The sequence below is a fragment of the Qipengyuania flavescens genome, from assembly GCF_029688735.1.
Taxonomy (GTDB): Bacteria; Pseudomonadota; Alphaproteobacteria; order Sphingomonadales; family Sphingomonadaceae; genus Qipengyuania.
Genome location: NZ_JARULD010000001.1, coordinates 82,738 through 102,042 on the forward strand (window position 1 = coordinate 82,738; position 19,305 = coordinate 102,042).

The 19,305-nt window shown below is 61.9% G+C and carries 13 protein-coding genes and 1 tRNA gene; 9 read left to right on the top strand and 5 right to left on the bottom strand.

The window, feature by feature from the left end; translation table 11 throughout:
• Nucleotides 1-37: 37 nt before the first annotated feature.
• Nucleotides 38-2,101: an ATP-dependent DNA helicase RecG gene (recG, locus tag P8R33_RS00400; RefSeq protein WP_278327019.1), complete on the bottom strand. Its 2,064-nt coding sequence runs from the start codon at nucleotides 2,099-2,101 to the stop codon at nucleotides 38-40.
• A gap of 161 nt (nucleotides 2,102-2,262) precedes the next feature.
• On the opposite strand from recG, the gene P8R33_RS00405 reads away from it, so the two are divergent.
• Both P8R33_RS00405 and mfd read left to right on the top strand, forming a co-directional pair.
• Nucleotides 2,263-2,541 (top strand): FAD assembly factor SdhE, encoded by a 279-nt coding sequence (locus tag P8R33_RS00405; RefSeq protein ID WP_278327020.1) that lies wholly within the window; start codon nucleotides 2,263-2,265, stop codon nucleotides 2,539-2,541.
• A gap of 117 nt (nucleotides 2,542-2,658) precedes the next feature.
• Nucleotides 2,659-6,150 (top strand): transcription-repair coupling factor, encoded by a 3,492-nt coding sequence (mfd, locus tag P8R33_RS00410; protein ID WP_278327021.1) that lies wholly within the window; start codon nucleotides 2,659-2,661, stop codon nucleotides 6,148-6,150.
• Here the strand turns inward: mfd and P8R33_RS00415 are convergent.
• A complete protein-coding gene (locus P8R33_RS00415; protein WP_278327022.1) occupies nucleotides 6,147-7,469 on the bottom strand; it encodes a GGDEF domain-containing phosphodiesterase in 1,323 nt (440 codons plus the stop codon). The genes mfd and P8R33_RS00415 overlap by 4 nt on opposite strands.
• A gap of 130 nt (nucleotides 7,470-7,599) precedes the next feature.
• Here P8R33_RS00415 and P8R33_RS00420 point away from each other — a divergent pair, with 130 nt between their 5' ends.
• The 4 genes from P8R33_RS00420 to P8R33_RS00435 all read left to right on the top strand — a co-directional run bounded on the left by P8R33_RS00420 (nucleotide 7,600) and on the right by P8R33_RS00435 (nucleotide 11,223).
• Nucleotides 7,600-8,379 (top strand): NAD kinase, encoded by a 780-nt coding sequence (locus P8R33_RS00420; RefSeq protein WP_278327023.1) that lies wholly within the window; start codon nucleotides 7,600-7,602, stop codon nucleotides 8,377-8,379.
• Nucleotides 8,380-8,474: 95 nt separating this feature from the next.
• Nucleotides 8,475-8,549, top strand: a tRNA-Asn gene (locus tag P8R33_RS00425).
• A gap of 7 nt (nucleotides 8,550-8,556) precedes the next feature.
• Nucleotides 8,557-9,597, top strand: coding sequence for a formylglycine-generating enzyme family protein (locus P8R33_RS00430; RefSeq protein ID WP_278327024.1), 1,041 nt, complete (start codon nucleotides 8,557-8,559; stop codon nucleotides 9,595-9,597).
• 108 nt (nucleotides 9,598-9,705) lie between these two features.
• Nucleotides 9,706-11,223, top strand: coding sequence for a sulfatase (locus P8R33_RS00435; protein WP_278327025.1), 1,518 nt, complete (start codon nucleotides 9,706-9,708; stop codon nucleotides 11,221-11,223).
• Nucleotides 11,224-11,238: 15 nt separating this feature from the next.
• Here P8R33_RS00435 and P8R33_RS00440 read toward each other — a convergent pair whose 3' ends face one another.
• Nucleotides 11,239-11,979, bottom strand: coding sequence for a sulfite exporter TauE/SafE family protein (locus P8R33_RS00440; protein WP_278327026.1), 741 nt, complete (start codon nucleotides 11,977-11,979; stop codon nucleotides 11,239-11,241).
• A gap of 61 nt (nucleotides 11,980-12,040) precedes the next feature.
• On the opposite strand from P8R33_RS00440, the gene P8R33_RS00445 reads away from it, so the two are divergent.
• The gene (locus P8R33_RS00445; protein ID WP_278327027.1) at nucleotides 12,041-12,658 is read left to right on the top strand and encodes a GNAT family N-acetyltransferase; all 618 of its coding nucleotides are present in this window, start codon (nucleotides 12,041-12,043) and stop codon (nucleotides 12,656-12,658) included.
• An 18-nt stretch (nucleotides 12,659-12,676) separates the two neighbouring features.
• Here P8R33_RS00445 and secA read toward each other — a convergent pair whose 3' ends face one another.
• A complete protein-coding gene (secA, locus tag P8R33_RS00450) occupies nucleotides 12,677-15,442 on the bottom strand; it encodes a preprotein translocase subunit SecA (RefSeq protein ID WP_278327028.1) in 2,766 nt (921 codons plus the stop codon).
• Between the two features lie 99 nt (nucleotides 15,443-15,541).
• Nucleotides 15,542-15,814, bottom strand: a complete 273-nt coding sequence (locus P8R33_RS00455) for a hypothetical protein (protein WP_278327029.1) — start codon at nucleotides 15,812-15,814, stop codon at nucleotides 15,542-15,544.
• 163 nt (nucleotides 15,815-15,977) lie between these two features.
• Here P8R33_RS00455 and P8R33_RS00460 point away from each other — a divergent pair, with 163 nt between their 5' ends.
• Both P8R33_RS00460 and argJ read left to right on the top strand, forming a co-directional pair.
• Complete coding sequence (locus P8R33_RS00460; protein WP_278327030.1) at nucleotides 15,978-18,038, top strand: spermine/spermidine synthase domain-containing protein; 2,061 nt, start codon at nucleotides 15,978-15,980, stop codon at nucleotides 18,036-18,038.
• A 39-nt stretch (nucleotides 18,039-18,077) separates the two neighbouring features.
• Nucleotides 18,078-19,304 carry a bifunctional glutamate N-acetyltransferase/amino-acid acetyltransferase ArgJ gene (gene argJ, locus P8R33_RS00465; RefSeq protein ID WP_278327031.1) on the top strand — a complete coding sequence of 409 codons (1,227 nt, stop codon included), beginning with the start codon at nucleotides 18,078-18,080 and terminating at the stop codon, nucleotides 19,302-19,304.
• The last annotated feature ends 1 nt before the right edge of the window (nucleotide 19,305 follow it).

The following is a 19,305-nucleotide window of genomic DNA, read 5'->3' on the forward strand; positions in this document are numbered from 1 at the left end:
GATAGTGAGGCGAGGCGCAAATGGCAAAGATTATGAACTAGCCGCCTCGTAGCGTCTTCACGCCGTAGTCCCGTTCGAACAGATAGAGCAGCACCCGTGCCGCTTCACCGCGCTTGCCTTCGAGACCGCCGTCCCGCTCCATGAGAAGCCGCGCATCGTCATAGGCTTTGGGCAGTAGCTGAGTAATCTGGTCGAGGCTGGCGACGGTGAAAGGCGTATCGCCCGATTGCCGCGTGCCCAGCAATTCCCCGCCGCCACGCAAGCGCAGATCCTCTTCCGCGAGCAGGAAACCATCCTGCGTTTGGCGCATAAGTTTCAACCGCTCCTGCGCGGTCTCGGACAGGTTCTCGCCATGCAGCAACACGCAGAAGCTCTTCTCGCTGCCCCGCCCCACGCGTCCACGCAACTGGTGAAGCTGGGCGAGGCCGAAGCGTTCGGCCTGTTCGATCACCATCAGCGTCGCATTGGGCACGTCCACGCCGACTTCGATAACGGTCGTCGCCACCAGCAGCTTCGCATCTCCGCTGGCGAAACGTTCCATCGCCGCGTCCTTGATCTCGGGCGCGAGCTGGCCGTGCACCAAGACGACATCCTTGCCGAACCGCCCCTTAAGCGCGGCATAGCGCGCTTCGGCGGCCGCGATTTCCTCGGGCCCGTCCAGTTCGCGGACCATGGGGCACACCCAGTAGGCCTGCCGCCCTTCCGCGATCTGCGCGGCGAGACGATCGACCAGCGGGCCGGTCTTGTCCTGCCCCATCACCACGGTGTCGATAGCCTGCCGACCCGGAGGCAATTCGTCGAGCTTGCTGACATCGAGCTCGCCATATTGCGCCAGCGTGAGCGTGCGCGGGATCGGCGTGGCGGTCATCGCCAACACATGCGGAGCGCGCTTGCCCTTGCTGGCGAGTATGAGCCGCTGGCCGACCCCGAATCGGTGCTGCTCGTCGATCACGACCATGGCGAGATTGCGATAGGCGACCTTGTCCTGGAAAATCGCATGCGTGCCGACCACGATGTCCACACTGCCGTCGAGCAAACCCATCAGGGTTGCCTCGCGCGCCCTGCCTTTGTCGCGTCCGGTCAGCAGCGCGACATGCGCACCAGTCGGTTCGGCCGTGCGGCGCAAGCTTTCGTAGTGTTGCCGGGCAAGTATCTCGGTCGGAGCGAGGAGCGCGGACTGCGCGCCTGCCTCCACCGCTATCAGCATGGCTTCCAGCGCAACCACGGTCTTGCCCGCGCCGACATCGCCTTGCAGCAGGCGCAGCATGGGCGCTTCTTGCGCCATGTCGCCCTCGATCTCGGCAATCGAACGCTTTTGAGCGCCCGTCAGCGGGAACGGCAGTTCGAGCCGTCCGCGATAGCTGCCGTCGCCCTGCAATGACTGGCCGCGGCGCTTGCGATTGTCCGCGCGCACCAGCATCAGGGCGAGGCTGTTGGCGAGCAGTTCGTCATAGGCGAGCCTGTCGCGAGCCGCTTTGTTCTCGCCCTTGTGCGCCAGGACCAACGCATCGCGCCACGCGGGCCAGCCTTCCTTGTCGAGCTGCGAGCCGTCGATCCATTCGGGCAGCTCGGGCGTACGCTCCAGCGCCTGCTCGATCAGCCCCGCCACCTTCGGCTGTGTCAGCCCATCGGAAAGCCGATAAACCGGCTCGCACAATCGCTGGAAGCTTTCGCCGCCTTCTTCCAGCACATGGTCCGGATGGACAATCTGCAGCATTTCGCCGAAGCGTTCCAGCCGGCCTGCCACCCAGCGCGTTTCGCCCACCGGCAGCTGCTTTTTCGCAGTGTAGGACGCGCGTCCGAAATAGGTCAGCGCCAGGATATTGCCGATCGCATCCTGCGCCAGCACCCGATAGGGCGCGCGCGGACTACGGCTGGCGCGATGTTCGGTAACGGTCAGCTTGACGACGATCTGCTCGCCCTCGCCCGCCTCGTCGATATTGCCGACCGCCCGGCGGGTCACGAAGCGTTCGGGCAGGTGATAATCGAGATCGCGTATCCGCGTGAGACCGAGGCGTCCGAGCGGCTTTTGCAGCTTCGGCCCGACGCCGTCGAGCGTTGCCGTTTCGGCAAACAGGGGGTTGAGGACCTCGGGGCGCATGGCCGGTCGCTACCAATTTCCGCCCGTCATTGCGAGGAGCCGTAGGCGACGCGGCAATCCATCTTCAAGGCTGTCCACAGCTCAGGCGCCGGAAGATGGATTGCTTCGCTTCGCTCGCAATGACTGTTGAAAGGCTGCGATCCGTGCCCTAATCGCTCCCCATGCCCGAAATGCTCACCTTCGATGGCCGCAAGCAGCGCGCGAAGTTTCGCGCCTGGCACCGCGGCACGCGCGAGGCCGACTACATGATCGGCGGCTTTTTCGACCGCTATCATACGGACTGGTCCGAAGAAGAACTCGCCTGGTTCGAAATGCTGCTCGAGGAAGACGACGTCGATGTTATGGCCTGGGCCCTCAAGACCCAGCCCACCCCGCCGCGTTTCCAGGGCGAGTTGATGAACGCGATGCAGGAACTCGATTACGTCGACATTCCGCGTTGACGGGCGGCGCGCGGGCACTATCTCGCCGCTGACGTATTACTGAAGCACCCCCTTCCCGACAGGGCAGGGGGCAAACGTGCGTGTGCGACAGGCTGCGCCCCCGACGACAGGATTCCGATGCCCGACCTTGCCCGTATCCTGAAAGCCGATAGCCCGCTCACGCTGGCGCAGGTGGCCCGCGGCGCGCAGCCGCTGGTGATGGCCGATCTCGCGCGCGCAAGCACGGGGCGCGCCGTATTCATCGCGCCCGACGATGCCGCGATGCGCGGGATCGTCGACGCCGCAGCCTTCTTCGCGCCCGAGCTGGAAGTGATCGAGTTTCCGGCGTGGGACTCGCTCCCCTACGACCGCGCCAGCCCCGCCCTGTCGATCAGCGCGCGGCGCCTTGCTGCGCTTCACCGGCTGCAGACCGGCAAGGCGAAGGCGCAGCTGGTCGTCACGACCGCCAACGCCGTGCTCCAGCGCGTGCTCACCCCGTTTCGCATCCGCGAAAGTGTGCGCGAATTCAAGCCGGGCACGGAGATCGGCCGCGAAAGCCTGTCGCTGCTCCTGCAAAAGCAGGGCTACAGCCGGACCGATACGGTGATCGACAAGGGCGACTATGCCATCCGCGGATCGATCGTCGACGTCTTCCCCAGCGGGCTGGACGAGGCGCTGCGGCTCGACTTCTTCGGTGACGAGCTGGAGAGCCTGCGAAGTTTCGATCCCACCACTCAGATGAGCACCGGGCGACTGGATAGCCATCTGCTGCTACCCGCGAGCGAGGCGCTGCTGGACGATGACAGCATCAAGCGCTTCCGCAGCCGCTATCGCGAGATGTTCGGAGCCAATGCCACGCAGGACCCGCTTTACGAAGCGGTCAGCGAGGGGCGCAGGCTCGCCGGCATGGAGCATTGGCTGCCACTGCTCGAGGACAAGCTGGTTACACTGTTCGACCACTTGGGCAAAGACGATGTCGTCGTGATCGACAACGCCTCGCTTGCCGCAGCGGAAGAGCGGCTGAAAGATATCGGCGATTATCACGACCAGCGCACCGCGATCAGCGGACAGGCAAAGGGCAACTACCGGCCGCTTAAACCCGACGCGCTCTACCTTACCGAAGACGAATTCAAGTCCGCCCTCGCCGCTGCGCCCGCCCACCGCGCGACCAGTTTCGACGAGCCGGAAAGCGACAAGGTCATCGACTTCGGTTTCCGCTCCGGCCGCGATTTCGCGCCCGAGCGCGCGCGCGGCGACAATGTCTATCCGGTGCTGGCCGACCATCTGAAAACCATCGGCAAGGCCAACAAGCGCCCGCTGCTGGCTACCTACTCCAAGGGCAGCCGCTCGCGCATCGTCTCTATTTTGGGCGAAGCCGGCGTCACGGTGCAACTGGCCGATAGTTGGCAGGAAGCGCTCGGCCAATCCGCTAAGGGTAAGCCCTCGGCGATGATCCTGCCCGTCGAAGCCAGCTTTGCAAACGACGAACTGGAGTTACTGACCGAGCAGGACATTCTCGGCGATCGACTCGTGCGCCGCAAGCGCAAGCGCAAGGATGCCGACGCGTTCCTTGCCGAACTGCAGGCGCTCAGTGTGGGCGACCTGATCGTCCACACAGAGCATGGCATCGGCAAGTATCTCGGCCTCGAACCCATCCCGGTCGGCAAGTCGAAGCACGACTGCGTCCAGCTGGAATATCGCGGCGGCGACAAGCTATTTATTCCAGTCGAAAACATCGATGTGCTCAGCCGCTACGGCTCGTCGGAAGAAGCGGTGCAACTGGACAGACTGGGCGGAGAAGCCTGGCAGAAACGCCGTGCCCGGCTGAAAGAGCGCATCCGGGAGATCGCTGGCGAGTTAATGCAGGTCGCCGCCCAGCGCGCGCTGAAGAAAGCGCCGGTGCTGGAAGTCGAGGACGGCCCGTACAACCAGTTCCTCGACCGTTTCCAATACGAAGAAACCGACGACCAGGAGCGCGCGATCGAAGACGTGCTGCGCGATCTAGAAAGCGGCAGGCCGATGGACCGGCTCGTCTGCGGCGACGTCGGCTTCGGCAAAACCGAGGTAGCCTTGCGCGCCGCTTTCGTGGCCGCGATGAACGGCCAGCAGGTCGCCGTGGTCGCCCCAACCACCCTGCTCGCCCGCCAGCATTTCGAGAATTTCAGCCAGCGCTTCGGCGGCTTTCCCCTCAAGGTCGGGCGGCTGTCTCGACTGGTGGGTTCGAAAGAAACGAAGGAGACCCGCGAAGGGCTGGAGAACGGCGATGTCGACATAGTTGTCGGCACCCACGCGATCTTGTCCAAGCAGACGAAGTTCAAGAACCTCGGCCTCGTGATCGTGGACGAAGAACAGCGGTTCGGCGTGACGCATAAGGAGAAGCTCAAGCAGCTACGCGCCGATGTGCACATGCTGACGCTGACCGCCACGCCGATCCCGCGTACCCTGCAGATGGCGATGACGGGCCTGCGCGAACTTTCTACCATCCAGACCCCGCCTGTCGATCGTCTAGCTGTGCGGACCTATGTAATGGAATGGGACGATATGGTGATGCGCGAGGCGCTGCTGCGCGAGCACCATCGCGGCGGGCAAAGCTTCATCGTCGTACCGCGCATTTCGGACATGGAACAGGTGTCCGACTGGCTTCACGAAAACGTGCCCGAGGTGAAGTTCGTCGCTGCCCACGGCCAGATGAACGCGGGCGAGATCGAGGAGCGGATGAGCGCCTTCTACGAGGGCAAATATGATGTCCTGCTAGCTACGACTATCGTCGAAAGCGGCCTCGATTTGCCGAGCGCGAACACCATCATCATCCACCGCGCGGACATCTTCGGCCTCGCTCAGCTCTATCAGCTGCGCGGCCGCGTGGGCCGCTCGAAGCTGCGAGCCTATGCCTATCTCACTTATGCCGCCGACACGCAGTTGAGCGAAGTCGCGGAGAAGCGGCTGAAAGTCCTGGGCGATCTCGACAGCCTCGGCGCGGGCTTTCAGCTGGCGAGCCACGATCTTGACATCCGCGGCGCAGGCAATCTCTTGGGCGACGAGCAGTCCGGCCATATCCGCGAGGTCGGCTTCGAACTCTACCAGTCGATGCTCGAGGACGCGATCCTTGCAGCAAAGGCCGGTGAACTGGGCCTTGAGGCCAAGCCGGAGCGCGTCAGTCCGCAGATTACAGTTGATGCCCCGATCATGATTCCGGAGGATTATGTGCCGGACCTCGCCGTCCGCATGGCTCTCTACCGCCGTCTCAACGATGCTGAGGACAAGGCTGAAATCGAGGCGCTCGCCGCCGAGATGATCGACCGTTTCGGCGACCTACCTGCCGCGACCGCGAACCTAGTCCGCCTGATCGAAATCAAGCATCAAGCCATCGAGGCGAACATCGCCAAGATCGACGTCGGCGCACAGGGCACGCTCGTGACGTTCCACAATGACGATTTCCCCGACGGCCCCGGTCTGATCTCTTATGTCGATCGCCTGCAGGGAACGGCCAAGCTGCGGCCCGACATGAAGCTGGTCATCAGTCGCGCATGGAATTCGCCGGAGAGCAGGCTGAACGGCCTGTTCCAATTGACGAAGGGGTTATCGGGGATCGTGCGGAAAGCACGAAAGCGCGACAAGAAGGCGGCTTAAGCCTCTGCCAGCTTTAGAAATTCCTGCGCTGTCATGGGTTCGGCGCGCAGGAAGCCCTGGTAATATTCGCAGCCCTCTGCGGAAATCAGCGCGCGCTGCTCTTCCTTCTCCACGCCTTCCACCACGACCGCGAGATCGAGCGCGCTTGCCATCGCGATGATGGCGCGAAAGACCGCGAGGTCGCGATCGTCCTCCAGAACGCCGTCGATCATCGAGCGGTCGAGCTTGATGCAGTCGATCGGCAGCACCTTGAGATAGCGGAAGTTGCAGAAGCCCGCGCCGAAATCGTCGAGCGCCAGACGGATGTCGAAGATCTTGAGTTGGTCGAGCACGTGTCCAACCCTGTCGAGATCGGCGAGCAGGACTTGCTCGATAATTTCCAGTGTGATGCGCGACATGGAGAAGCCGATCCGCTCGGCCAGTCGGGCAAATTCCATCGCAAAGCTGTCGGCGGCGAGATCGGCAGGCGTGATGTTGAGCGACAGCCGCAGATGCTCCGGCCAGTGGACCGCCTGCTCCAGCGCCCGCTGTGCGATATGGCGCGAAAGATGCGCGACATGGTCGGCACGCTCGGCAATCTGGAACAGCGATCCTGCCCCCACGCGCCCGATGGTCGGGTGGTGCCACCTCGCCAGCGCCTCGGCCCCGATCATCTTGTCGTCGGCCAGCGCATACTGCGGCTGGAACAGGATCTCGATCTCGTCCTTGTCGATCGCGGCGAGCAAATCGGCCTCGAGATCGCGGAACGAGCGGCCAGAGAGTTCGATTTCGCCGCTCGACCAGTCAATCCTGCGCCCCTGCCCTTGCCGCATACTGTTCGCCATTTCGGACAATCGATCGAAAATCCGCTCCGGAGAATCGTCTTCTGTCGCACGCAACAAGACCACGCGCGGCCACAGGCGCAGGCTTCCGACATCGTCTCCCGGGCTGGCGATCGGCATGGCGATCGCATCGGCAAGTGCTTCGGCGAGCCATTCCCAGCGTTCGCGGCTGCATTGCTGACGCGACAGCAGGAGGAAACTCCCGCCGCTGATCCGCGCCGCCAGCCAGGCCATGCTGTCGAGCTCGTCGGCGGCGAAATGCTTGATGCGCTGCGCCACCTCGACCAGCGCGCCGTCGCCCGCGCTTTCGCCAAAGGCCACGTTGACCGTGTCGATCCGGCCGAGCGTGATCATCATCGCGTGGATCGGGCACGGGATCGTGTCCTGCGGCCAATCGCGCTGCCACCGCGCAATGGTCGCGCGTGCTTCTTCCAGATCGGCCAGGCCGGTCAGGCTATCGCGCGACTCTCTTGTATTGTCTTGGGGCAGCGTTGCCATGGGAACGTTTCTATCCGCTTTACCGACAATTTAATCCAGTCATTTGGCTCTGTTGCCAAATGGGACGGGCGGCCATAGGTAGCGCGCCGAACCGGGCGACCTGCCTGCGGAACGGAGCACGCGCCGCACCATGACCGATTATCGCCGTCTGGCATTGCTGGTATCGGATACGGAGCGCGCGCAGGAGGCTGCCGCCGGTTTTCGCGATATCGCAAACTGGGTGCCGATGGAGGAGGCGGAGGCGGCCGTGGTGCTAGGGGGCGACGGCTTCATGCTGCAAACCTTGCACGCGATGCTGGACAGCGACCGCGTGATCCCGGTCTATGGCCTCAACGTCGGCACCGTCGGCTTCCTCATGAACCGCAATCGCAACCCAGATACGCTGCTGACCCGGATCGGACGGGCCAAACCGGTCACGATTTCTCCCCTGTCGATGCAGGCCACTACGCAGGACGGGACGCAGCATCGCTTCTGCGCCATCAACGAGGTTTCATTACTGCGCGAAACGCGCCAGACCGCAAAGATCGAGGTCAGCGTCGACGGCAAGGCGCGCATTAAGGAACTCGTCTGCGACGGCGTGCTTCTGGCGACCCCAGCAGGCTCGACCGCGTACAACCTGTCGGCCGACGGCCCGATCCTGCCTCTGGATTCGCACCTGCTGGCCCTCACCCCGATCTCGGCGTTCCGGCCGCGGCGTTGGAAGGGCGCGATCCTCCCGGACCGAAGCCGGGTGACCTTTCGTGTGAACGAGCCCAACAAGCGCCCGGTCAGTGCGGTGGCCGATCAGAAAGAACTGCGCGACGTCGCCGAAGTCAGCTTGGAGATCGCGCAGGACAGCGAATTGACGCTGCTGTTCGATCCCGGCCACGCCCTCGACGAACGCATTGTCGCGGAGCAATTCGTAGTTTGAGCGCTACGGCTCTTGAGAGCTGCGAATTTTTGCCAATTGCCCGCTTGCAAAACCGGAATCGCCCCCATATACGCGCGGCCTGCCTAACGGGCTGCTCCCCGATAGCTCAGCGGTAGAGTAGGTGACTGTTAATCACTTGGTCGTTGGTTCGAATCCAACTCGGGGAGCCATTTCTTCGTGGATCGCTCAGCACTTACGATGCAGACCAGTCGCGCTCGTAAATCTGCGGGGCTGGCGACCATTGCTATGGTCGTGGTCGCGGCGAGCTGCACCGAAGCGTCGTCCGGCCGGAAACTGGAAGAAGATCAGACACGTAACTGCGTTTCGATCGCTGATAGGCCAGTCCAGATAGCCGGCGGTACGTTCGAGATGGGCACCGGCGCCTTATATCCCGAAGAACGCCCCATCCGAACAACGACTGTATCGACATTCTGGATGGAACGACACGAAGTCACGAATCGTCAATTCGCGCAGTTTGTCACGGAGACGGGCTATGTGACCGACGCCGAACGTCCGGTCGATCCGGACTTGTTCGGTGTTCCTCTGGAAGACATACCTCCCGAGATGCTCGAACCCGGCTCGGCGGTCTTTTCATCTCCATCCTTTGCAAGCCGGGACTACCGTGACTGGTGGCAATACCTGCCGGGCGCAAGCTGGCGAAAACCATATGGGCCTGAAGGCTCACCCGCGCAGGCGAACGAGCCGGTCGTTCATCTCACCCTCGCGGACATGCTGGCCTATGCGGAATGGAAGGGCGGACGCCTTCCGACGGAGGCGGAGTGGGAATTTGCCGCTCGCGACGAGGGCCAATATCGAAATCTTCAGCCTGACCCGGACGAAGCGAATACATGGCAGGGTATGTTTCCACTCGAGAATAAAGCACTCGATGGTCATGATCGCATCGCCCCTGTCGGCTGCTTTGAACCCAATTCGCAAGGGCTGTACGACATGATCGGCAATGTCTGGGAAATGACTGCAGACTATTACACGCCGGGGCGCGATGCCGATGCCGTCGAGAATCCGAAGGGGCCGCTGGTCGGCCAAGCCCGGGATCCTCTTAATCCTGGGTTCGCCAGTCGCGTAATGAAGGGCGGGAGTTTCTTGTGTGCGCCGAACTATTGCCAGCGGTACCGCCCTGCAGCCCGGCAAGGGCGAGACCCGGGGATGGGCACGTCCAATGTTGGCTTCCGCCTTGTTTTCGATAACTTTCCTGGTTAATTGGCACTCGCGCGAAGGGGCAATGGACGGTCATTTCGCGCAGAGGGCCGATTGCTCAGTCGGAGCTATCAAACCGGCCCGATGAGAAGAACAGGGGTCGTAAAAGCGATGAAATCTCGAGTTCGCACCTATGGTGCGGTTGTTGCGCTGTCGCTTGCGGTCGGCCTGTCCGGTTGCGGGTCCGATGACGGGTCGCCAAGTCCTGTCGCCACTGCAGCACCGGCTCCGGCACCATCCCCGATACCCACGCCAACCCCGGCACCGACACCGACGCCGACCCCTGCGCCACGCACAAATTTTCTCGTGCTCATGGTCGATGATTTGCGTCCGGCGCTGGGTGCTTATGGAGATACAACCGCCATATCTCCAAATATCGATCGTTTTGCCGAAACCGGCATGGTGTTCGAAAATGCCTTTGTAAGCATGGCTATTTGCGGACCATCCCGCGCGTCGCTCATGACCGGGATGCGGCCGGATACTACTGCGATCACAAATAACGGCGCGCTGGTGTCCGATATCGAAGGTCTGGTCACGATGCCGGACCAGTTCAAGAAAGGTAGATATCACAGCGAGTCTATCGGTAAAGTCTATCACCTGTCGTGGGACGATTATGATGGATTTACATTCAGATTTCGAGGGGCGGACAACGCACGTGATATTGCCGTCAGTCAAGTCGACGACGAAACGACACTTCAAGACTGGGAAGTCAAAGAAAAAGCCAAGGAGCGGTTGGCGCTACTGAAAGATTCGGAAAAGCCTTTCTTTATGACAGTGGGTTTCCGACGCCCGCATTTACCCTTTGCCGTTCCGAAGTCCGATTGGGACCGATTCTCGACAGATGCTTTAACTAAGCCGATCAAGCCGGAAGGTCAGGACGGGCAGATACCGTGGGCCTTCCTGACGAACGAGATTTTTCATTATTCTGACTACCTCTCGTTCAAACCGACAGATTGGTATGCAAAGCCGAACTTCCCCCACGAAGCGAGCAATGATTTGATCAGGGGGTACATGGCTTCGGTCACTTTCGTCGACCGGATGATCGGTGAGGTTCTCGACTATCTGGATGAAAGCGGTCTTTCCGAAAATACGGTCGTCGTCCTTTGGGGTGACCATGGATATAAGCTCGGCGACTACGGTCATTGGGCCAAGACGTCCAATGCCAATATCGACATCAGAATCCCTCTGATCGTGCGCGTCCCAGGCCAGACCAAGCCGGGTTCGCGAACCCGGGCGATTGTCGAAACGGTCGATATTTTCCCAACTCTGTCCGAATTGGCGGATTTCGAGGTCCGGCCGGAACTGGAGGGTCAATCGTTCGAGTATGTTTTGGACAAACCCTGGACCAAGTGGAAGGATGCCGCGTTCGCACAATATGATCGCAAGCATGCCAGCGGGGTTTATCAGGGCTACACCGTGCGAACCGCAAAGTACCGTTATACAGCCTGGCTCAAAGGTGACCGTGTAGCAGCACAAGAATTGTATGATCTTGGTGCCGACCCCCTCGAAGAGCGAAACGTCTCATGGAACCCGAATTATGCGGAGATCATGGCGCAAATGGAACAGATGAGGAAGAACGGCTGGCAAGATGTGAGGCAGCGGCTCCGATCTACTTACGATCTCCAATAGGTTTCGTCCGGTAAACTAGACGGAACTCGTCAAAATTCGGGCGCCAACGTAAAAGGTAAGCACCCCCGTGGCGCCGCGGATCCAGCTCATAGGTAAATACCGCACGGCCAACAAATTCCCGATTTGCCCTCCAATTATTACGGCAGCGAGCAGTGGAAGAGCTATCTCTGCTGCATAAGCTAAATGTTCCGTATCATTCTTCGCTAATTGTCCGAAAAATCCTGATATCGAATTCACCAGAATGAAAAGGCTAGCCGTTGCCGCAATGGAGCGAGCCGAACCCCAGCGGCTTAGATGCAGCAACGGCGCAAGGAAAATGCCGCCGCCGATCCCGACCAGTCCCGCCAGATAGCCGAGCGGTATTGCGAGGAACGGCATGAAGCGCGCAGCCTTGGCTGGCGCCGCAGACGATACGTTCTGCTTCAGGAGCAAGGCTCCCCCGGCAAACAGCAGGCTCAGGCCCAAGATCGTGAGGAAGACTGTCTCGGAGATAGGAGTCAATCCTCCCACAAGCGCCGCAGGAGCGGCAAGCGCTGTGAGAAGCCCCGCGCCTCGCCAGGGCGTAACGCCGGCCCGCGCGAAGCGGACGGTGCTGCCGGCGACTACGACGATGTTGCAGGAGAGCGACAGCAACGGAAGGATCCGGTAATCCAAGCCGGACAGCGCCAGGAGCGCAGTGTAGGTCGAGCCGCCACCGAATCCGACGCTGGCGTAAAGCAGCGCGGTGACAAAGAAGGCGAGGATCAGAAGCGGCATTTTGTCCTACTAGACCGCCCCGCCCCGTCTCGCTAGCTTGCGATGGGGGGGGAAGAACGCGATGACGGCTGACGATATCGTTCTTGGCGACAACCTCAGCCGAGCGGGACCGGATGATGCAAGATTGCTGGGCGACATCACCGCCGACGCCTTCCGCAATGACCCCTTCAATGCATGGCTGTTCGGCAATTTCGCCGGGATCGAGCATCTGTTCCACCTGCAGGCACGTCGGATCTACTCGCAACGCGGATATTGCTACACCAGCGGCACCGACGGCGCCTGCATGTGGATGATGCCGGGCGACGATGCGAGCTTCAGCACCATGGATTACGCCGCGTTTGCGATCCCGACGCTATTCAAATGCGGAGCAGGCGCAGTGAGGCGCGGAATCCGAACAGGCGAAGCGATGGAGACGCGCCATCCGAGTTTCGACCACGCTTATCTCTTCAGTATCGGCGTGCGGCAATCGGCGCGGGGCAAAGGCTTGGGACGCAAGCTGATCCAGCCCGTGCTTGATGCCTGCGACCACACCGGGACAATCGCCTATCTCGAAAATTCGAACCCGGTCAACCGCGGATTCTACGCCAGCTGCGGGTTCGAGGAGATGGGCGGGCCGATCATTCCAGAGGAAGACGCACCGCCCCTCGTTCCGATGGTCAGGCAGCCCCGCACCATTTAGAAGCGGGGCTGCTCATTCTCATGCCTGCGGAGCGGCTCCGATCGCACCGTGGCAATGCTTGTACTTGTTGCCAGAGCCACACGGGCACGGCGCGTTGCGGCTGATGTTCATGTCGGCATAGGGGTTTTCCGTCGCCGAACCGCCGGGGCCGACAGCTGCCTGCGAGCTACCTGCCAGCGCGCCGAAGAGCGCCTTGCGACTCTCCGATCCGTCGCCGTCCTCCGAATTGTCGAGCCCGGTGAGGGGGTCGATATGGCCGGTCAGGAAGTCCGGCAGTTCGGGCAGGTCGATGGGCGGCAGCGGTTCCGGCTCGCGCAGTTCGATGCGCAGCAGCTTGTTGGTCACCGTCTCGCGTAGCTTGTCGAGCATGCTTTCGAACAGGGTAAAGGCTTCCTGCTTGTACTCGTTGAGCGGCTGCTTTTGCGCATGGGCACGCAGGCCCACGACCTGCCGTAGCGCGTCGAGTGTCGCGAGGTGATCCTTCCACTCGCTGTCGAGTTCCTGCAGCAGGATGCTCTTCTCGATCCGCCGCCACATGGCCGCATCTCCCGAAGCGAGCTTGCTGTCCATCGCCTGGTCGGCGGCCTCGCGGATGCGCTCCTCGATGATCTCCGGCTCGACCTGTTCTTCCTGGAGCCACTCGTCCAGCGGGAAGTTCATCCCGAGAACCTCTTCGGTCTGCTCCTTCAGGCCCTCGATATCCCACTGTTCGGGATAGGAGCCCGGGGGGCAGGCATTGGACACCAGCGAATTGATCGCATCGTGGCGCATATCGACGACCACATCGTCGACCGCTTCGCTATCCATGATCTCGGCGCGTTGTTCATAGATGACCTTGCGCTGGTCGTTCATCACGTCGTCGTACTGGACGACCTGCTTGCGGACCTCGTAATTGCGCGCCTCGACCTTCTTTTGAGCGGTTTCGATGGCCTTGGAAAGCCACTTGGACCCGATGGCCTCGCCGTCCTCGAGGTTGGAGTTCATCATTTTCGAGAACAGCGTATCCGGGCCGAAAATACGGAGCAGATCGTCTTCGAGGCAGAGGTAGAACCGGCTCAGGCCAGGATCGCCCTGACGACCCGAGCGGCCGCGTAGCTGGTTGTCGATGCGGCGGCTCTCATGCCGCTCGGTGCCGAGCACGAAGAGCCCGCCGGCATCCAGCACGCGCTGCTTTTCTTCCGCCACCTCGTCCTTGATCTTCGCGATCGCCGCGTCTTTTTCAGGGCCGTCCGGCATGTCGGCCAGCTCGTCGCCGATACGGAAATCGACATTGCCGCCGAGTTGGATGTCAGTACCGCGGCCGGCCATGTTGGTCGCGATGGTGACGGCGCCGATGCGGCCCGCCTGGGCCACGATATGCGCCTCACGCTCGTGCTGGCGGGCGTTGAGGATTTCGTGCTCCACGCCTTCCTGGTTGAGGAATTCGCTCAGCAATTCGGATTTTTCGATCGAGACCGTGCCGACCAGGACCGGCTGGCCGATCTCGTTCTTCTCGCGGATCGCTTTGGCAATGGCGCGGAACTTGTCCTGCGTGTTCTTGTAGAACTCGTCGTCCTCGTCGATGCGCTGGACGGGAACATTGGTCGGGATTTCGACCACGTTCATCTTGTAGATATCCCAGAATTCCGCCGCTTCGGTGGCTGCCGTGCCGGTCATGCCGGACAGCTTGGGATACATGCGGAAATAGTTCTGGAAGGTGATCGAGGCCAGCGTCTGGTTCTCCGGCTCGATCTTCACGCCTTCCTTGGCCTCGACTGCCTGGTGCAGGCCGTTCGACCAGCGGCGGCCGTCCATCATGCGGCCGGTAAACTCGTCGATGATGACGACCTTGTCGTCCTTGACGATGTAGTCGGTGTCCTTCTTGAACATGTGCACGGCACGCAGCGCCTGGTCGAGATGGTGCACGACCTGGGTGTTCTCCACGTCGTAGAGGTTCTCGGTTTCGAGCAAGCCGCGCTCGATGAGGAGCTTCTCGACCTCCTCGGTGCCTTCTTCGGTCAGCTGGATGCTGCGCTGCTTCTCGTCCTTCTCGTACCAGTCCTCGGGGAAGGTCTTCACCACCTCGTCGATCGAGATGTAGAGATCGGACTTGTCCTCGGTCGGACCGGAGATGATCAGCGGGGTGCGCGCTTCGTCGATCAGGATCGAATCGACTTCGTCGATTACCGCAAAGTTGAAGGGGCGCTGCACCATCTGGCTGCGCTCATGCTTCATGTTGTCGCGCAGGTAATCGAAGCCCAGCTCGTTATTGGTCGAGTAGGTAACGTCGGAGTTGTAGGCTTCACGCCGCTCGAACTCGTTGAGGTTCGGAACGATCACCCCGACCGTGAGGCCGAGGAACTGGTGCAGGCGGCCCATCCATTCGGCGTCGCGGCGAGCGAGGTAGTCGTTGACCGTCACGACGTGGACGCCCTTGCCCTCGATCGCGTTGAGATAGGTCGCGAGCGTCGAAACCAGCGTCTTGCCCTCACCCGTCTTCATCTCCGCGATCTCGCCGCGATGAAGCACGATACCGCCGACCATTTGCACATCGAAATGGCGCATGCCGAGCACACGGACAGATGCTTCACGCACGGTGGCAAAGGCTTCGGGCAGAATGTCGTCCAGCGTCTTGCCATCGGCCAGCTGCGCGCGAAACTTCTCGGTCTGAGCAGCCAGCTCCTCGTCGGAAAGCGCCTGCAGCTGCGGTTCGAGCGCGTTTATCTGGTCGACGATCTTGCCGAGCGATTTGACGTAACGATCGTTGGACGAGCCGAAGACGGCTTTCATCACGGAATTGAACATGGAACGGGGTGCCCCTGAATCTGGTAGGCTGTGTCTATAGATGGAATGCCCGCGCACACCTGCGGTGCCGAGTCTTGGAATACTGGCGCGGTAGAGGCCTTATTCGAAGGCGCGATCGGGCCCGAACATCACGGTCGGGATGACCACGGTGACGGTACTGGCCGGCCGACACGGACGCGCTTTCTCACCGCGCGCCTTGCGCTGCCGCTCCCGCTCTTCGCAGGTGGCGATGTCACCCTTGACCGGCTGGTCGGCCCGCTGGCTCTGCTCCAGCGCGACGCCAAGCGTTCCTGCCGCAGACACATGCACCGGCGCACCGACCGCGGTCAGGCCCGTGATGATCGCCAGAAATGTGAGCAGGCGCTTCAGCATACTCGACACAAGATAGCGTGAATGGCCGAATTGTCTACCGTCCGCCCGTTCGGCCTACAGGCTCGCCGCATCCAACGCGACATCTTTACCCGCTGGTAACCATACTTCCGATAGCACCCGGCCAACGGTGGGCGATGCACGCCCGACACCGGGGGGAAACGAATTGACCGACATCACTGCCGACAACGCCGCATTCGCTGGCGGCAATGGAACTCAAACGACTGCGGAGAAAGCGATCGACGACAATCCGGCGGTGGTCCGTCGGCTGATCCTTGCCGCATTCACGATGCTGTTCGTGGAGTTGGCACTGATCCGCTGGCTGGGCGCCAATGTCGTGCACCTGTCTTATTTCTCGAATTTCGTCCTGCTCGGCTCGTTCCTCGGCATCGGGGCCGGTTTCCTGATCAGCCGCAAGAGCTGGTCGATCTGGCCGTTTTCGCTGCCCTTGCTCGCGGTGCTGGTCATCGCCGTGGTCAAATTCCCGGTCACGATCGAGCAGAGCGGTTCGGACATAATTTATTTCTCCTCGCTCAAGGTTTACGGCCCGCCCGCGTGGTTGGCGCTGCCGCTGGTATTCGTGACGGTCGCTGCCATCCTCGCCGGTCCAGCCGAGCTGGTTGGACGTTGCTTTGCCAAACTAACCCCGCTCACCGCCTATCGCTGGGACCTCATCGGTTCGCTCGCCGGCATCCTGACTTTTACCGCTCTCAGCTTCCTGCGCGCGCCGTCGATCGTCTGGGGGCTGATGGCCATCGTGCCCTACCTCGTTCTTACCGATCCCAAGCGCCGCCTGGTAAGCCTTGCCTGGTGCGTGGCCCTGCTGGTGCCGCTGGGCCAGGAGAGCCTGCGCGACGACATCTATTGGTCGCCTTATTACAAGGTCGAAACCACGGCCAAGGAAGGCATGCCGGGCTTCATGGAAATCCGCGCCAATCGCGTGCCGCACCAGCTGATGGCCCCCGCCCAGTGGAAGATCGAGCAAGGCGAACACATCTACGAGATGCCCTACAACCGCCTGCCGGTCGGCGATCTCGGCAATGTCCTTATCATCGGCGCAGGCTCCGGTTCGGACGTCGCCATTGCCTTGTCGAAGGGTGCGCAATCGGTCGATGCGGTCGATATCGATCCGGTCATCATGGAACTGGGCGCGGCGCACAATATCGACCGCCCCTATGACGATCTGCGCGTGACCCGCCACGTCGACGATGGCCGCGCATTCCTGCAGAACACCGACAAGAAATACGATCTGGTGCTCTTCGCCCTGCCCGACTCGCTGACGCTGGTGAGCGGTGCGTCGCAGATCCGCCTCGAAAGCTTCCTCTTCACCGACGAAGCTCTGCAATCGGTCAATCGCGTGCTGACCGAAGACGGGGCCTTCGCCATGTACAATTACTACCGCGAGGACTGGCTGATCGACCGCTTGGCCGGTACTGCCGCCAAGGCGTTCGGCCACGCGCCCTGCGTCGATACCTTCGCTGGGCAGCAGGCCGTCATCTTGGTCGCGAAGCAAGAGTCCTCGCAGACCTGCGGTGCGGCGTGGGCACCCGGCGCTTCCGCTGAGGAAATCGGCACGGTTAGCGACGATGCCCCGTTCCTCTATTTCCGCGGCAATGGCTTCCCGCCGCTCTATGCGATCACGCTGTTCGGCATCCTCGCCGTCACCGTGCTGACTGTCCGCGTGCTGGGTGGGCCGTTGAAGGAAATGCGCCCCTATGCGGACCTCTTCTTCATGGGCGCAGCCTTCCTGCTGCTGGAGACGAAGAACATTGCGACCTTCGCTCTGCTGTTCGGCACCACCTGGTTCGTGAATGCGCTCGTCTTTGCAGGCGTGCTAGTGGTGGTGCTCGCTGCGGTCGAGACCGAGCGCAAGTTCAAGACGCCACCATTGAAGGTCGTCTTTGCCGCCATCGCAGTATCGCTGGCTGCGGCCTGGGTGATCAAGCCGGAATGGCTGCTCGCGCTTTCCTTCTGGCCGCGCCTGATCGCGGGGACGGTTCTGGCCTTCCTGCCGATCTATCTCGCGAATATCGCCTTTGCGAAACGCTTCCGGGAATCGTCCAATTCGCAAAGCGCCTTCGCGCTGAACCTGATCGGGACCATCGTGGGCGGCTGCCTCGAGTATCTCGCGCTGTTCAGCGGGTACAACAACCTGCTTGTCGCCACGCTGCTGCTTTACGGCCTCGCCTTCTGGCTGGTGCCGCGCGGGGCCGCCCGCACCGCCTGACGCTTGGCAAAGCGATTATCGGGGGGTAGCGCGCGAGGCATGGACCTTGCCCGCTCCCCCCTCGCCGTTTCCTTTCCCGAGCTGCCCTCCATCGAGGGTGTGACTTTGCGTGTCGCACGGGCGCACTACAAGAATTGGGACCGCTGCGATCTGACGCTGGTGGAGCTGGCTCCGGACACGAGCGTCGCGGGCCTATTTACCAAGAGCGCGTGTGCTTCCAGCGAGGTCGAACTGGGCCGGGAGCAAGTAAAGCTTGGTCAGGCCCGCGCGCTTGTCGTCAACGCAGGCAATTCCAATGCTTTCACCGGCCATCGCGGGCGCGAAGCGGTCGAACAGATCATGGCGCAGGTGGCTGGCGGGCTAGACTGCGAGCCGAGCGACGTATTCGTTTCGTCGACCGGAGTAATCGGCGTGCCGCTGCCGAAGGACAAGGCCCGCGCTGGGATCGATGCGGCCCTCGAGGCGCAACCCTGCGGCTGGCGAGATGCGACCGATGCCATCGGCACGACCGACACTTTTACAAAGGGCGCCGGTGCCTCGGCGATTCTCGGCGAAACGCGCGTCGAACTGGCGGGGATCATCAAGGGCAGCGGCATGATCGCGCCCGACATGGCGACGATGCTCGGCTACGTCTTCACTGACGCGGCGGTGGAGCCCGCCTTCCTGCAGGAGATGCTGGATAAGGCGAACGCCGCGACCTTTTCCTGCATCACCGTAGACGGCGACACATCGACCAGCGACACGGTGCTGGTCTTCGCGACCGGGAAAGCCGGGAATGCGACGCTGGCAGGATGGGACGATACCGGGGCCGACGCCTTCTACGCCGCCCTGCTCGAGGTCTGCCGGACGCTGGCGCAGCTGGTCGTGCGGGATGGCGAAGGGGCGCAAAAGTTCATCGAGATCGCAGTTTCCGGCGCGGAGAACGATGACAGTGCGCGCCGCATAGGTCTTGCGATTGCCAATTCGCCGCTGGTAAAGACGGCCATCGCGGGCGGTGATGCGAATTGGGGGCGAGTGGTGATGGCGGTGGGCAAGGCCGGCGAACCGGCAGACCGCGACCGGCTTTCCATCGGCTTCGGCGGGACATGGGCGGCGAAGGACGGCCAGCCCCTGCCCGATTACGACGAGGGCCCGGTGGCAGAACATCTGGCCGGACAGGAAATTCGAATGGACGTCGATCTCGGGATTGGCGAAGGCCGCGCGACGGTGTGGACCTGCGACCTGACGCACGAATACATCTCGATCAACGCCGACTATCGCTCGTGAG